At 31.1% G+C, this 14,044-nt stretch carries 15 protein-coding genes; 3 read left to right on the top strand and 12 right to left on the bottom strand.

All coding sequences use genetic code 11. From position 1 onward, the window contains the following. Positions 1-123: 123 nt before the first annotated feature. Positions 124-660 carry a hypothetical protein gene (locus MR875_00240; protein MCI6993282.1) on the top strand — a complete coding sequence of 179 codons (537 nt, stop codon included), beginning with the start codon at positions 124-126 and terminating at the stop codon, positions 658-660. Positions 661-897: 237 nt separating this feature from the next. Here MR875_00240 and MR875_00245 read toward each other — a convergent pair whose 3' ends face one another. The 6 genes from MR875_00245 to MR875_00270 form a co-directional block, all read right to left on the bottom strand. Next, the gene (locus tag MR875_00245; protein ID MCI6993283.1) at positions 898-1,140 is read right to left on the bottom strand and encodes an MATE family efflux transporter; all 243 of its coding nucleotides are present in this window, start codon (positions 1,138-1,140) and stop codon (positions 898-900) included. 72 nt (positions 1,141-1,212) lie between these two features. Further along, the gene (locus tag MR875_00250) at positions 1,213-1,905 is read right to left on the bottom strand and encodes an MATE family efflux transporter (protein MCI6993284.1); all 693 of its coding nucleotides are present in this window, start codon (positions 1,903-1,905) and stop codon (positions 1,213-1,215) included. Positions 1,906-1,969: 64 nt separating this feature from the next. Next, the gene (locus MR875_00255; protein MCI6993285.1) at positions 1,970-2,683 is read right to left on the bottom strand and encodes a class I SAM-dependent methyltransferase; all 714 of its coding nucleotides are present in this window, start codon (positions 2,681-2,683) and stop codon (positions 1,970-1,972) included. 90 nt (positions 2,684-2,773) lie between these two features. Next, on the bottom strand, positions 2,774-3,589 hold the full coding sequence (locus tag MR875_00260) for an SseB family protein (GenBank protein MCI6993286.1): 816 nt from the start codon (positions 3,587-3,589) through the stop codon (positions 2,774-2,776). A gap of 9 nt (positions 3,590-3,598) precedes the next feature. After that, positions 3,599-4,129, bottom strand: a complete 531-nt coding sequence (locus MR875_00265) for a hypothetical protein (protein ID MCI6993287.1) — start codon at positions 4,127-4,129, stop codon at positions 3,599-3,601. Between the two features lie 20 nt (positions 4,130-4,149). Further along, the gene (locus MR875_00270) at positions 4,150-4,320 is read right to left on the bottom strand and encodes a hypothetical protein (GenBank protein ID MCI6993288.1); all 171 of its coding nucleotides are present in this window, start codon (positions 4,318-4,320) and stop codon (positions 4,150-4,152) included. A gap of 221 nt (positions 4,321-4,541) precedes the next feature. Here MR875_00270 and MR875_00275 point away from each other — a divergent pair, with 221 nt between their 5' ends. Next, on the top strand, positions 4,542-6,560 hold the full coding sequence (locus MR875_00275; GenBank protein ID MCI6993289.1) for a cation-translocating P-type ATPase: 2,019 nt from the start codon (positions 4,542-4,544) through the stop codon (positions 6,558-6,560). A gap of 45 nt (positions 6,561-6,605) precedes the next feature. Here the strand turns inward: MR875_00275 and MR875_00280 are convergent, their stop codons facing one another. The 6 genes from MR875_00280 to MR875_00305 all read right to left on the bottom strand — a co-directional run bounded on the left by MR875_00280 (position 6,606) and on the right by MR875_00305 (position 10,815). Continuing rightward, a complete protein-coding gene (locus MR875_00280) occupies positions 6,606-6,860 on the bottom strand; it encodes a hypothetical protein (GenBank protein MCI6993290.1) in 255 nt (84 codons plus the stop codon). A gap of 92 nt (positions 6,861-6,952) precedes the next feature. Then, positions 6,953-8,362: a phage terminase large subunit gene (locus MR875_00285; GenBank protein MCI6993291.1), complete on the bottom strand. Its 1,410-nt coding sequence runs from the start codon at positions 8,360-8,362 to the stop codon at positions 6,953-6,955. Then, the gene (locus tag MR875_00290; protein ID MCI6993292.1) at positions 8,355-9,164 is read right to left on the bottom strand and encodes a hypothetical protein; all 810 of its coding nucleotides are present in this window, start codon (positions 9,162-9,164) and stop codon (positions 8,355-8,357) included. The genes MR875_00285 and MR875_00290 overlap by 8 nt, the downstream gene beginning before the upstream one ends. A gap of 12 nt (positions 9,165-9,176) precedes the next feature. Further along, complete coding sequence (locus MR875_00295; GenBank protein MCI6993293.1) at positions 9,177-9,425, bottom strand: hypothetical protein; 249 nt, start codon at positions 9,423-9,425, stop codon at positions 9,177-9,179. Positions 9,426-9,572: 147 nt separating this feature from the next. Further along, on the bottom strand, positions 9,573-9,770 hold the full coding sequence (locus tag MR875_00300; GenBank protein ID MCI6993294.1) for a hypothetical protein: 198 nt from the start codon (positions 9,768-9,770) through the stop codon (positions 9,573-9,575). Between the two features lie 556 nt (positions 9,771-10,326). Beyond that, entirely contained in the window at positions 10,327-10,815 is a 489-nt protein-coding gene (locus tag MR875_00305; protein MCI6993295.1) for a hypothetical protein, read from the bottom strand. Positions 10,816-11,199: 384 nt separating this feature from the next. Between MR875_00305 and MR875_00310 the strand changes: the two genes are divergently transcribed. Further along, complete coding sequence (locus MR875_00310; GenBank protein MCI6993296.1) at positions 11,200-13,989, top strand: AAA family ATPase; 2,790 nt, start codon at positions 11,200-11,202, stop codon at positions 13,987-13,989. Positions 13,990-14,044 lie beyond the last annotated feature (55 nt).

Here is a 14,044-nt window from a genome sequence, read left to right on the forward strand (position 1 = left end):
TTTAACAAGTCTTGTTGATAAAAACAGCAATTTTACGAATGAATTAAAAAGTGAATCAGAACATTTAATTTCAGATTACCTGGGAAGCTTAAAAAATGTTTGTAAATCATTTAAAAAAATTCTTTGGAATCACAGTTTCACATCAAACAATTGAAAATTAGCTTTTTGTTAATGAAAACATTTTTAGAATTTGATTTAGGGCGTTACTCGGGTTATTATGTCTTTGATGTAGAATGGCTAAAAATCAACGAAGAATGGAAATATCGTCACACATTGCTTGATTCCGTATCAAATTGCATTGTAGCCGATGCAATTTACGATACTGAAGATGAAACGACTGTTGAAAAGTTTTTAAGAGAATCTACAGCAAATAAAAATAAAATTGCAATCACAACAGAATTAGATAAAAAATATGCCTCAATTATCCCAAAATTAGGTTTTAAACATCAATTATGTATTTTTCACACGAAAAAAAGTTTAAACAAACAATTAAAAACTTTTAAAGACAAAAATCGCATTTCTGACGAAGAATATCAAGAATGTCATAAACAACTGAAAATGATCAAAGATTTATTCGATTTAAATGATTATAATGAATTCAAAAATGAAGTACAATCTTTAATTTATCGTAAAAGACGATTTTCATCCAGTTATTTATAAAATAATCAGAAAATCAATCACTCCACGATATAAAAGCTTCATTTATCACTTAAAAGATAAACGAGTTGAAAAAACAAGTAACAAAATTGAAAATGCATTTCAAAAAACAATGCCAAAATCAAGAAAACGAACATTCAAGACTAAACGAGGCGTTTTAAAACGAATCTATCGCAGGGACCTCATTTGGAATGACAATCGCAAAAAGGATTTTGAAAATCAACAAAGTTTTTGAAAGAGTCATGAAAACAGATATATTACACCAACAATAGCTGTAACAAGCATTACAATAATTATTAGTTTTTTAAGAGTTTGTGAAAGTGTTTTAAACCTTTTAGCACCGGTGAGGTGTGCTGTTACAATACAAATTCCCTGGGAAATTCCCTGGATTGGGGTAAACATCAATGTTTGAATTCTAAGAAGTACAACATATCCAAATGAAATCATTGGATTTGCAAATAAATAAATTGCATAATTAATCATAATACCCAATATTGCAATTATTAAACCGTTTAAAACTAAAGGAACTGCAATTCTAACAATTTCTTTTATAATTTACCTATCATATGTGAAGTTTTGCCTGCTTAATTTAACAACAACATCTGCTTTTACATAGTACAAGTAATAAAACAATAGAAATGAAACTAAACATCCCAATGCTGTTGCCAGTCCTGCTCCAAAGATTCCAAAATTACATTTATAAATTAAAATCGGATCTAGAACGATATTTACTATACTTCCGGCCATTACAATATATGATGCTCTTTTTGTATCTCCTTCACTTCCCAAAATAGCTGAGAAATAGTTACTTAGTAATGTAAAAAATATGAAAATAACCGGAATTAAAAAATAACTGGCTATTAAATTAGTGTATTGTTCAATATGAGCCATACTACAAACAGGTTTAATAAGTAATATAAACATTACTGGAATTAGAACTGCTAAGATTAAAATAATAAATAAACCGTGACAAGCAATGTTATTTGCCCTGTCATACTCATTAGCACCAAATGAAGTTGAAATCATCACATTACATGATCTTCCAATTCCTTCACCTAGTTTTTGAAGAATATAATATAAATTAAGAACATATCCAACGGCGATTATAGCACTTTGACCTAAACCTGCAATCCATATAGCATCAACAACACTATAAAAAGTATGTAAAAATAAGATTACAATTATTGGAATGCTCAATAAAAAAACAGACTTTAAAGGGTTTTTTTGGATATCTTCAATTCGGTTCATACTATTATTTAATATTTTTATTTTTAATAAATATTAATTTAATGTAAGAACCGAAAGGAAGTTTTTATTCAACTTTCTTAAAAATTAGTTTCCATTTTTCAGATCTTTTTTCATCCAAAAAATGCTGTGAACATGAATCCAGTACGAAACCTTCCCTATTAAATATTTGAGTTAACTTGGATATTGAATAATCTCTTTCAAATAAGCTTTTTTGCCATATTAACTTGTCATGTTCATAGTATTTAACATCAGTTTTGATTAAATCACTATCACGGCTTTGAACAAGAGATAGCTTTGAATAGCCATTAAAAGAATCTTTATTATATTCACCAGGAGTAAGGATATCAAAATTATTTATATCAAAAATAAATAAACCACCATCTCTTAATAAAATATTAGCATTCTTAACTATTCTTTTTACATCTTCAATATCAGTTATATAATTTAGGGCATCATCAGTACATGTTATAAAATCATAGACTTCCCCATCATTAAATTCTGATGCATTGCACTTTATAAATTCAACATCACAGTATTTTGACCTTGCAACATCCAGCATTTCAGCTGAAAGGTCAACACCTTTGGTTTGGATACCATTATCTTTAAAAAATCCGCATAATGTTCCTGTTCCACAGCAGATATCCAAATTTTTCTTAAATGTTTCATTAGGATACATACAATCAAAATATTTAAGCATTGAATCGCCAAATGAAACAGAAAAGTCACTAATACCGAATTTGTCATACATTTGCGCTAATTCTACATAAACATCATCCATAATATCACTTCATTAATATTAAAAATTTAAGTATGCCTAAATTAGAATTTGTTTGTTAACATTAATAAAGTTAATATATGAAATCACGCATTAATCATCGTAAAACGGCTGAGCACCACATTTCCAGATTGTAGTAACTTCGTCCAGTTCTTCTTCAAGATTAAATTCTGAGCCCGGAGCAATAATAATATCTAAATCAACGTCCTGACCAGTTACAAGAATCTTTGTGGATTTTGGCATGAGTAAAATATTTGTATATTTTAAATCTTCACCATATTTAGGATTACTACTTGCCCTAAATGGAATTTGAGGAACATAAACCCCATCAACAGCATTTTCAACCATGAAGTTTTCGCTATCCTTATATACAAGCGCAACATCTTCTTCAAGTTCAGCAGAATGTTCTTTTAAAATTTTTAAAATTGCATTTATAGATTCTATAAACTCTTTTTCTTCATCAGTTGGCTCATAACAGACTCTTATGAAAGTTTCAATTGGAATAGAGATATTATGATCTGAAAAAGGATTGATTGTTACTTCTGCGTATTTGTCAGTTTGTCCCAACATTGCTGCAAGGTCACTCATAAATAAAATATATGCAGAACTTCTAATACCTGATTTTTCCATTTCCTTATCACTTGTAAACAATGGTACTGCTTTAGTTCCGTCCTCAGCAGTTAAATACTGAATATTAAATCCAACCTGACCTTCCGGTTCAAACACATCACCAGGTTTTGCATCTTCCATTCCCTCAAACATATTTGGAGAATATGAAACCGGCATGAACAATTGTGCTTTTTTTAATAATTCAAAAAATTCCCTTTGAGTCTCACCAGTTATTTCTTTTGCCATTACTTCTTCCAAACGGGAATTGTCAATACCAATATTTTCATCTACATAATCCATAATAACCACCTATAAATGATTTACATACTTTGTAAACTCAGAAAGTTCATCAAGAATGTTTTTAAAAAATTCTACGCTGTTTGGCATGTCCTGTTCATTATAGACATCCATCAGATACATTAACATCATAATTATTTCAGGATTAACTCCAAGCTGAATATTATTCTTCTTAAAGTATTCAACATCCTCACTAACAGGTTTTTGTTCTTCTCCGGATTTTAAAAACATAAAGAAGTTGAATAAATGATTATACAATTCAATGTTTTTGTTTGTATGATACAAGTAATCTGCAAGCTTGAAATAATTGGATATTAATATTTCAACATTATATGAATATTTAAAAATATCACATGTTAAATCTTTTAGTTTTTCTTCCTCATTTTTAGTTTGATAAAGCTCACACAATCTCATTAAAATTGAATCAGAAACAGGATTAATCTGATTAGCTATTTTTAAATACTTTTCTGCCTTGTCAAGTTTACCAGTATTTAGATATGCAATGGAATAAATCGTATAGATTTCTTCTAATGGCACATCCATGCCCAATACATTAACTTTGTTTATATCTTCAAATTTTCGCTAAACATTAGCTCTTCAAGAGGATTTGCGAAGTGGTAATAATCAATTGTTTTGTAATGTGGATTTTCATCTAAAAAATTGCTGATTTTGGTTATTACATCTTCGAAATTGCATTTATTTAGCATATTTATAATCTCTTCTAAAAATTCCATATGCCTCACCTTGATAAGATATTATGTATTAACAACTTAATAACAATTGCTAATTCTAAGAAATTTTCTAATTTGGTAGAAAAATTATATTGATAATACTCACTATTTAAATAAACTCAAAAAAAGTAATACTTTTAAATACTTTCAACTCCAAAATTATAATTAATAATACTGAGTATTTAAATAAATTCAAAAAAAGTAATACTTTAAGGTGTTTTACAATGATTGATGAGATAACAGATTACCTATTTGGATTAAAAATGACTATTGTTTCAGGAGTATTTCTTCTTATAGCAGTTATTTTTATGATTTTTAATATCCAAACTCCATTTTACTTAAACCCTGCATGGGCAACTGTAATAATAAGTGGAATTCCAATGCTTCTTTTGGCAACAACCAGATTAATTCGTGAAAAATGGATTTCATCTGCTCTTTTAATTGCAATAGCTATGATTGCATCACTTTTAATAGGTGAAGTATTTGCTGCAGGTGAAGTTGCATGGATTATGGCACTTGGAGCGCTTCTTGAAGACTGGACTGTTGAGAGAGCTAAAAAAGGTTTAAAAAACCTGATTGATTTAACTCCCCAAACAGGAAGAAGAATAATTAACGGCAAAGAAGAAGTAATTCAGGTAGATGAAATAAAAATCGGAGATATTTTAAGAATACTTCCAGGTGAAAGTGTACCTGTTGATGGTGAAATTATAACTGGTACAACATCCCTTGATCAGTCAATTATGACTGGAGAATCACTTCCAATTGATAAGGAAGTCGGTGATGAAGTATTTTGTGGTACTATTAATCTGTATGGTGCTATTGATATTAAAGCAACCAGTTTAGGTGAGAATTCTTCACTTCAAAAATTAATTGATCTTGTAAAAGCAGCTGATGAAAAACAGGCCCCTACTCAAAGAATAGCTGATAAATGGGCAACATGGCTTGTTCCTGTCGCATTGTTAATTGCAATAGCTGCATGGTTAATAACAGGAAATATTGAAAGAGGAGTTACTGTTTTAATAGTATTTTGTCCATGTGCACTTATACTTGCAACACCGACTGCAATTATGGCGGCTATTGGTCAGGCAACAAAATATGGAGTTCTTATTAAATCCGGAGAAGCACTTGAGACATTAGGCAGTTTAAATACTTTAGTATTCGACAAAACAGGAACTTTAACCTATGGAAATCTTGAAGTAAGTGATGTTATCCCACTTAGCGAGGATTTAACAGATATGGATTTACTTAAAATTACTGCATCCTGTGAAAAACTAAGTGAACATCCTTTAGCAAGAGCAGTTGTAAAAAATGCAAAAGAATCCAATATTGATATTGAAGAACCTGAAGAGTTTAAAATGTATCCTGGAAAAGGAGTGGAATGTAGAAATTCCTACGGTCATGTATATGCCGGAAACTCCAAATTCTTACTTGACAATAATATTTGCGTAGATGTGGATACTCAGTTGGACAAATTAAAAAATGAAGGAAAAGCTTCAATACTCGTTGCACTAAACGGTAAAGTTATCGGATTAATCGGATTATCTGATGTGATTCGTGAAGATTCCAAACAGATGATTGAAAGACTCCATGATTTGAATGTTGAGACTATATTACTTACAGGAGATAACACAAAAACTGCAAATTACTTTGCAAGCCAAGTTGGAATTAAAAAAGTTTACGGCAATCTGCTTCCTGAAGAAAAACTCACATGGATTGAAAAACTTAAAAAAGAAGATAAAAAAGTCTGTATGATTGGAGATGGCGTAAATGACGCACCTGCACTTAAAGCAGCTGATGTAAGTGTTGCAATGGGATCAATTGGAAGTGATGTTGCAATTGAAGCTGCAGATATTGCACTTTTAGGTGATGACATTGGAAAAATCCCATATCTTAAAAAACTCTCAAACTCCACATTGTTTACAATAAAAGCAAATATCACAATATCAATGGCAATTAATGCACTAGCAATTATCTGTTCTGTTTTAGGTCTTTTAAATCCTGTAACTGGAGCTATTGTTCACAATGCAGGATCTTGTTTGGTTGTATTGAATGCTGCTCTTTTATATGACAGACATTTCGATGATTCCATTAAAAAAGTTGATTTGAAAAATAGTGAACATACACATTACCATTTCCACAATGATGGAGAACATACTCACTCACATGAAGGAATTAAAATCCTTGATGAAATTCATACAAAAAATGGAATTAAACACATGCATGCACACAAACATAAGTTGTGAATTTATTTCACAACTACTTTTTTTATAATTTTTAAACTCAAATAGTTAATTTGACCATTTACGGCTTAATTCAGTATCATTAAATACTGTTTTTTCCTGACATTCTTTTAACTCACTAATGTTGCCTCTAAAGAATTTTAAGCAGAAATCTTTTTTTGGATTGAAATTATCACAGTTTAAATGAATATTTTCCTGGCAGTTATCACAACCAATGTCTGAACCTTGTTTGTTTTTACAGGACAATTTATCGTTATCATCAAGATAACGGTATTCACAGTCGTTAAATATTATATCAGTCATAAAATCCAAATCCTCCGTTTTTTTATTTTATCATATTACAATCTGTTAATAAGAGAATAAATAAATTATTATACAAATTATAATTTAGTTTTTCATGTCGAATACCACCTATCCACATCCACCCTTTGTGGCTGTTTCTCATTAGCTATTTTTTCATAACCTCCTGTGAATGCCACTACACAGTCATCATGAATAGCTTCATTTGGATATGCTGTAATTTTTTCAAGAAATTCCATAGCCCATTTTTTCGTGAACCCTGTTCTATCCTTTCCAACCAGAAAAATTCCATTCTGTTGAATGTCTGCCGATACTCGTCTGGCCCTGTCGACTTTGTTTTCACGTGAGTTTCCCGTACCGGTTGTGAATCCTCTTCTGTTTAACTCATCAATGATTAACAGCCCGAAGTTCTTTCCTGTGGAACCATCTAGTTCGATATACTGTACATCAGACTTGTCACGTACCGCAGTATTGATAATCTCATTAATTAGATTTCTGGATTCCAATTGAAACTCATATGAATCCCGAATGTAGATATTGCCGTTTAAATCTTTAGCTAAGAGTACTCCTGCAGTGTAGTCGGGATCACTTTTTTTGATTGCATCATCATTTAGTACCTCGGTTGCTGCAAGATCCCAGTATCTTATGATGCGAATGATGGGAATTTTCAAAAAGTCGCTATTAGAAATCAGGTGGAAATCTGACTCATCAAATAGCTGTCCTTTAACTGAAGCATACCAGTTACCGTTCATTAACTGCTCTCTTGTTACTCTATCCAATCCCATTAGGTATTCTTCATAGTCCTTTCTGTCCAGATAGATATTATCGATATAGCTTGAGCTTATAAACCTTATCTGTGACTTGTCCTGTATATCTTCATCTATCTTTTCGATGAATCTTTCACGTACCCATTTGTTTCCTCTTTTACCAGGATTACTTGAGCACATCAGCTGTGTTGGTAATTTATTGTTTTTAGTTTTCCTTACTCTTGACCTCATATAGATATATTTGAATCTTTCAAGCTGTGTCAGCTCGTCAATGCCTATGAACTGATATTCAGAACCCTGATACGTATCAAGGTCATTGATGTTTCTTAAGTATCCAAATGTTAATGAGTTGCCGTTTGGAAATGTCCATGAATGTTCAGTACCATCCCACTTAGGCCTGATAGCAGGATTATTCTGAATCTCCTTTCTGTTAAGCCATTGGCTGGCCTTGTGAATCAATGCTCCTTTCCTTTTTAAATCAGATAATGTACGGCGTAAGATTAACGCATGATATTCATTGGCATCATCCTGAACGTAGAATAAAGCTCTCATTAACAGACTTGTTGATTTGCTTCCTCCTGCCGCACCTCCAATCAGGACTTCCTTTTCTGTTGCCAGTATCATCTCCGCCTGTTTTGGAAAAGGATTGAAAGGTATATATGGGTTTTCATATACGCACTTTTGAAGAATAGCTTTATCTTTTCCGTCAAGATAGAAGTTACCGTTTTCATCATACATTATTATCATCAATCTGTTTTGCAAGGATTTCTATTTCTTCCATGATGTCCTTTTGTGACATTTCAATTTTCTTGTCTTCCAGCTCAAGTACCCTGTTCTGGAACAGCCTGTCCATTTCATCCTTGAACAGTTTGTTTTTAGCATCAAATGCTTTAACGGATAGTTCAAGGTATCTTATTTTCAGTTCTGCCAGATCAAGCAGGTATCTTGCAAGACTCTTTTCAGTTGCATGGTATCTTACTTCCTGATCAAGTTTGGCAAAGTCAATTTCAATACTCACAGCATTCTTTGTTATCTTGTCCAGGTTTTCAAGGCCGGTTTTGATGTCTGTGACCTGCTGCTGAAGAATGTTATCGATAGCCATATCAATGTTGTCTTCATAGACGTTACTGTCTGTAATCTGCCTTTGGGCAATAGCTCTGTTTGTCAGCGCATCCCTGTCTCTTGCTCTCGGGTCTTTATCGTTGTCTGTTATGCGATATTTCTTTTTGAACCTTGAAAATGTCGCTCTGCTTACTTCAAATTCATGTTCTTCTGCAAGCCATCTCCTGATACTTTCATCTGTAGCGTTTGATGATTTCATGGCCATTATTTCATCCAGCAGCGTTTCCATGAAATCTGTTTTTGTCAGGTTCAGTTTGGCTTTGAATTTTCTGTAGGTAATGTCTGCAACATCCCTGCCGTATTTTGTTTTTAGAAGTTCTCTGACTTCATTATTGCTCATTCCTTTTCTACAGCAGTTTATTATCTCCTGTTCATGCTGTTCTAAAAAGTATATGATGTCTGAATTTCCATAACCCATGGTGATGGCCCCCTATAAATCTCTCAGTTCTCTTTCAAGTTCTTCCTTTCTTGTTTGGATTAAACTGTATTCTGTCTGTTTAATTATTCTTTCAAATTCCGGATTGGTGTTTATCAGTGCCATTGTCTTTTTGGCATTTCCCATAGCTATGAGTTTTGCTCCGAGTTCGTATGCGTCCTTATGTGTGAATGCTGAATCTTCGACAATCTTTTTGAGTGTTATGTCAACTCTTGCGCTGATATTTGTTTTTTCAAGTAACATAATACATATATTTATTATGTTACATATATAAAATTTTATTATATAAAAAATATAAAAGTAGTAATAAAATATTGTATTACTGCTTTTACAAACAAAATAAGTAAATTTTTTTAAGAGTTCATATCCTGGAGATATATTTTTTGAAGCTTATTCCTTTTCATCCATTTCCTTAAGTTCCTTTTGAAGGTCTGCAATCTGCATTTCCTTGTAGAATCTTTCGAACCTTCCGGTTTCAATGAGAAAAGCTGAGACTTCAAGAGCATCTCTATAGGTATAATTTGACTCTTTGATAATCTGCTTTTTAGTTTCATCCATGTAGGATGATGTATTATTTATATTGGCCATAGCTATTACAACCTGTATATAATAATTAATATAATATTTTATTATTACTTTTATATAAAATTATCATTAAAAAATTCATGGAAAATAAGTTTACAGGTTTGATGATTGAAATTTAAAAAACCGAAATTAAATGCCCTAATATATTTAGTTGAATTGATTATGGAGTTTTTTTAAAAAAGAGTTTGAATAACGAGCACCCCATAATACTTCAACTGCCTCACCATTATTTATCCACCCAAATATTTTTAAGTGGCAATAATTAATCTTGTTTTAAACATATATAAAGAAAGTGCGAGAGCAAATGATAAGTAATATTTGACCAGTCATCAGTGATGATTTTGGATTATTTTTTAGCCCATGTTTCCATTAAGATATGTTTAATATAATCAATAGTTATCATTTTACTTTTGATTTAATGGAACTGTTCTGACATTAACGGTTGGCGTTCTGGTTTTGGTTTCGGTTTTTGAAGTGGAGTATATATGCAATGGTTTCTTGATGTGATTTTTGAATAGCTGATGGTGAGTGTTAATGTTATTTCAATTTAAATTATATATCATAGCAGTCCAAGCACTCTTTCACCCTTTTCGGTTATCATATACTTTCTGCCATGTATTTCTTTGGGATTGATGCATTCAATGACTCCAAGATCCACTAACTCCTTGATTGCAGCGTAAAAGTAGTTCCTGCTTATGTGCCTTCCGAATGCAGGATATAATGCATGCATTACATCATCCATATCCCAGTTTTCATGTCCGACTTCACTGTTCCATGTGTAAATCATCTTGCAGGTCTTTTCAGACAGCACTCCTTTTTCCAAACCCTCTTTAACATCATCAAATTCAATCACTGCTAACAGATAACTTTTGGCAGCATATATTCCATATTTTTGAACTTTTTCTTTTTTGGGAATGCTGTTCATGAAACTCAATGCTTCCCTGTTTGTACTGTTCCAGGTCAGACCTGACTTGTCGTTTTCAAGAGTAAAGTCAACTACATACTTATAAATCCAATTTAATAAATTGCTGTCGCTTTTACGAATCATGGTTATATACACCTCCCAAGCGTGGGTAATTAATATGTCTTTTATGGAAGGTATTTAAAGAAATGGTGAGACCATTTGATAACTATTCATTTCATGAAAAAATTCATAATAAAAATTGGTTTCAATTATTATATTGTATTAACTAGCTTTAAAAACTTCATTTGAATATATATAGTTATAATCTAATTCCTTTGATTATTTGATACATCAAATATTTCCAAAAGTAAAATTTGAATAGTTAAATTCATTTTAATGCTAATCGAATAAAAGTTAAATTTTTAAATATCCTTAAACATAGATTAATAACAATAAAAAAATTTTTTTAAGGATTATTTTAAGAAGTTAATTGACAGATTAATTTTATTTGGAGTCAGAAGGGTTAAAATGAATAATAGTGATTTATTTTATACAGGAATTAAATATGAAGCTAATCAAGATTTTGCTGAAGCTTTGATGTCTTATAATCAAATATTAGAAAATGATCCCCGCCATGTCGATGCATTAGCACATTCCAGCTTTTGTTTATTAAGTATGAGAAACTATGCTGAGGCACTTAAGAAGATAAATATGGCATTACTTATTAATCCAAAATCTGCTTATGCATGGATGGTAAAAGGATGGACCTATCAGTTGGTTGAGGATTTTTATAGATCATTGGAATGTTTAGATAAAAGTACATCTCTTAATCCACGGGATGATAGAACCTGGTTTTTTAAGGCCATGACATTGTATGAATTAAAAGATATCCCTAAATGTATAGAATGTTTAGAAACCTGTTTAAAACATAATCCAAATAATCTTGGTGCAAAATCTGCTCTAAACCGTATTAAAAATGAAAAAATAAAAACTCCATTTGATGAAACTAAGACATGTCCTCACTGTGGAGTTAAACGGTCCCCATTACAGGTATATTGTCCCAAATGTGATGAATTTGTATGGGACGATGACGATGACAAACAATTTAAAAATTTATTGAAACAACTTTTTGATTATCTAGATTATATTGATAGAAATCAAAATCCAAATCTCAAAATTGTAAATGAATGGAAAAACAATGATTTTACAGTGAAGTTAGCTTTAATGAGTGATTTGGGTAATTGGTTATCCTTTTTAGCTATGAGTGATAATTATATTGCTCAAGAAGAAATTGATTTTATAAATGAATATTTAAAGGTTAATTTTGATAAAAATCAAATTGAATATCTTTTATCAAATTTAACTGATAATTTTATTGATATGTTGCCTCCTTCTTTTATTTTGGCTCATGATTTAGATTTATATGCTGAGATTAAATTTGCAAATGGAGAGTTAACAAAACTTTTAAAAACTGTATTCAATATTTTGGGAGAATTATTCATTCGTTGTGATGGTAAAATAACGGATGAAGAATCTGATTTATTAAAATCCTATATGGATAATTTAAATAAAAACTTTGAGAATTATAAAAATGGCAGATATGAACCTGATTTTGCCAAACAAAATCAAGGAAGTTGTTGCGGTAACACTTCAACAACAGTGCATGTTCCAGATGAAGATAAAACAATTAATGACTATCTTGACGAATTAAATCAGTTAGTTGGCCTTGAAGCTGTTAAAAACGATGTTAATTCTTTAATTAATCTTGTTCAAATTCGTAATATCCGTGAAGAACGTGGATTGGAGCAACCTCCAATGTCATTACACCTAGTATTTACCGGTAATCCCGGTACTGGTAAAACAACTGTAGCAAGAATATTAGGTAAAATTTATAATAAAATGGGTTTATTATCTAAAGGTCATTTGGTTGAAACTGATCGGAGCGGTTTGGTTGCAGGATTTGTTGGTCAGACAGCACTTAAAACACAAGCTGTTATAGATGAAGCGAAAGGTGGAATATTATTTATTGATGAAGCTTATGCTTTGCATTCTGATGAAGGATCAAATGACTTTGGTCGAGAAGCTATTGATACTCTAATAAAAGCTATGGAAGATAACCGTGAAGATTTAATAGTCATAGTAGCCGGATATCCTCATTTAATGTCTAAATTTTTAAATACCAATCCAGGACTGGAATCCCGATTTAATAAAGGTATTTATTTTGATGATTATAATCCTGATGAATTATATGATATCTTCCAGATATTGTGTGATGAATCTAATTTAGTTTTAGATGAAAAAGCCAGCGAATTTCTAAAATCATATTTAGTGAAAGTTTATGACCGCAGAGACGATAACTTTGGAAATGGTAGATATGTGAGAAATTTATTTGAAGATGTGTTAACTAGACAAGCCACCAGATTATCATCAAATCCTAATGTATCCAATGATAAATTAAGCACACTAACTTATGAAGATTTTATTAAAGATGAAGATGATGAAACTCTAGAAGAGCTTCTTGAAAAACTAAATAAATTAGTTGGTTTAGAATCTGTTAAAGAGGACGTGAATTCATTAATAAATTTATATCAAGTTAGACAAATGCGTGAAAAACAAGGATTGAAACAACCTCCAATGTCCAATCATCTAGTTTTCACAGGCAATCCCGGAACTGGTAAAACTACAGTTGCAAGATTGCTTTCTAAAATATATTATAAATTAGACTTGTTATCTAAAGGCCATCTGGTTGAAACTGACCGTGGCAGTTTAGTTGCAGCATATGTTGGTCAAACTGCTATTAATGTTAAAGAGGTTGTTCATGAAGCTATGGGTGGAGTATTATTTATTGATGAAGCTTATACTTTATCTTCTTCTAAAGGAAGTTCAAATGACTTTGGTCAGGAAGCAATTGATACTCTTTTAAAACTCATGGAGGACAATCGTAACAGTTTTGTTGTTATTGTTGCCGGATATCCGGATTTAATGAAAGAATTCATACATTCAAATCCAGGTTTAGAATCTAGATTTAATAAGTATATTCATTTTGAAGATTATAATCCTGAAGAATTATATGGAATATTTCAAGTAATGTGTGATGAATCCCACTTCGTTCTTGATGATGAAGCAGGGGAGTTTTTAAAAGCACATCTTGAAGAAGTTTATTATAACAAGCCTGATAATTTTGCTAATGGGCGATATGTGAGAAATTTATTTGAAAATGTATTGACTAAGCAAGCTAATAGATTAGCATCACAGGATAATGTTTCTGCTGAAGAGTTAAATACTTTAATATTGGAAGATTTTAAAGATATTAAATAAAATAAATAAGTTAAATTATTAATTCAACGATTTTAATAAATTTTTAAAAATAAAA

The organism is Methanobrevibacter sp., assembly GCA_022775905.1.
Taxonomy (GTDB): Archaea; Methanobacteriota; Methanobacteria; order Methanobacteriales; family Methanobacteriaceae; genus Methanocatella.

Bases quoted from the DNA above. Each gene is read 5' to 3' on its own strand.
- MR875_00245 (MCI6993283.1), bottom strand. From the start codon at position 1,140: ATGATTAATTATGCAATTTATTTATTTGCAAATCCAATGATTTCATTT.
- MR875_00250 (MCI6993284.1), bottom strand. From the start codon at position 1,905: ATGAACCGAATTGAAGATATCCAAAAAAACCCTTTAAAGTCTGTTTTT.
- MR875_00255 (MCI6993285.1), bottom strand. From the start codon at position 2,683: ATGGATGATGTTTATGTAGAATTAGCGCAAATGTATGACAAATTCGGT.
- MR875_00260 (MCI6993286.1), bottom strand. From the start codon at position 3,589: ATGGATTATGTAGATGAAAATATTGGTATTGACAATTCCCGTTTGGAA.
- MR875_00265 (MCI6993287.1), bottom strand. From the start codon at position 4,129: ATGGATGTGCCATTAGAAGAAATCTATACGATTTATTCCATTGCATAT.
- MR875_00270 (MCI6993288.1), bottom strand. From the start codon at position 4,320: ATGGAATTTTTAGAAGAGATTATAAATATGCTAAATAAATGCAATTTC.
- MR875_00275 (MCI6993289.1), top strand. From the start codon at position 4,542: ATGATTGATGAGATAACAGATTACCTATTTGGATTAAAAATGACTATT.
- MR875_00280 (MCI6993290.1), bottom strand. From the start codon at position 6,860: ATGACTGATATAATATTTAACGACTGTGAATACCGTTATCTTGATGAT.
- MR875_00285 (MCI6993291.1), bottom strand. From the start codon at position 8,362: ATGTATGATGAAAACGGTAACTTCTATCTTGACGGAAAAGATAAAGCT.
- MR875_00290 (MCI6993292.1), bottom strand. From the start codon at position 9,164: ATGGGTTATGGAAATTCAGACATCATATACTTTTTAGAACAGCATGAA.
- MR875_00295 (MCI6993293.1), bottom strand. From the start codon at position 9,425: ATGTTACTTGAAAAAACAAATATCAGCGCAAGAGTTGACATAACACTC.
- MR875_00300 (MCI6993294.1), bottom strand. From the start codon at position 9,770: ATGGCCAATATAAATAATACATCATCCTACATGGATGAAACTAAAAAG.
- MR875_00305 (MCI6993295.1), bottom strand. From the start codon at position 10,815: ATGATTCGTAAAAGCGACAGCAATTTATTAAATTGGATTTATAAGTAT.
- MR875_00310 (MCI6993296.1), top strand. From the start codon at position 11,200: ATGAATAATAGTGATTTATTTTATACAGGAATTAAATATGAAGCTAAT.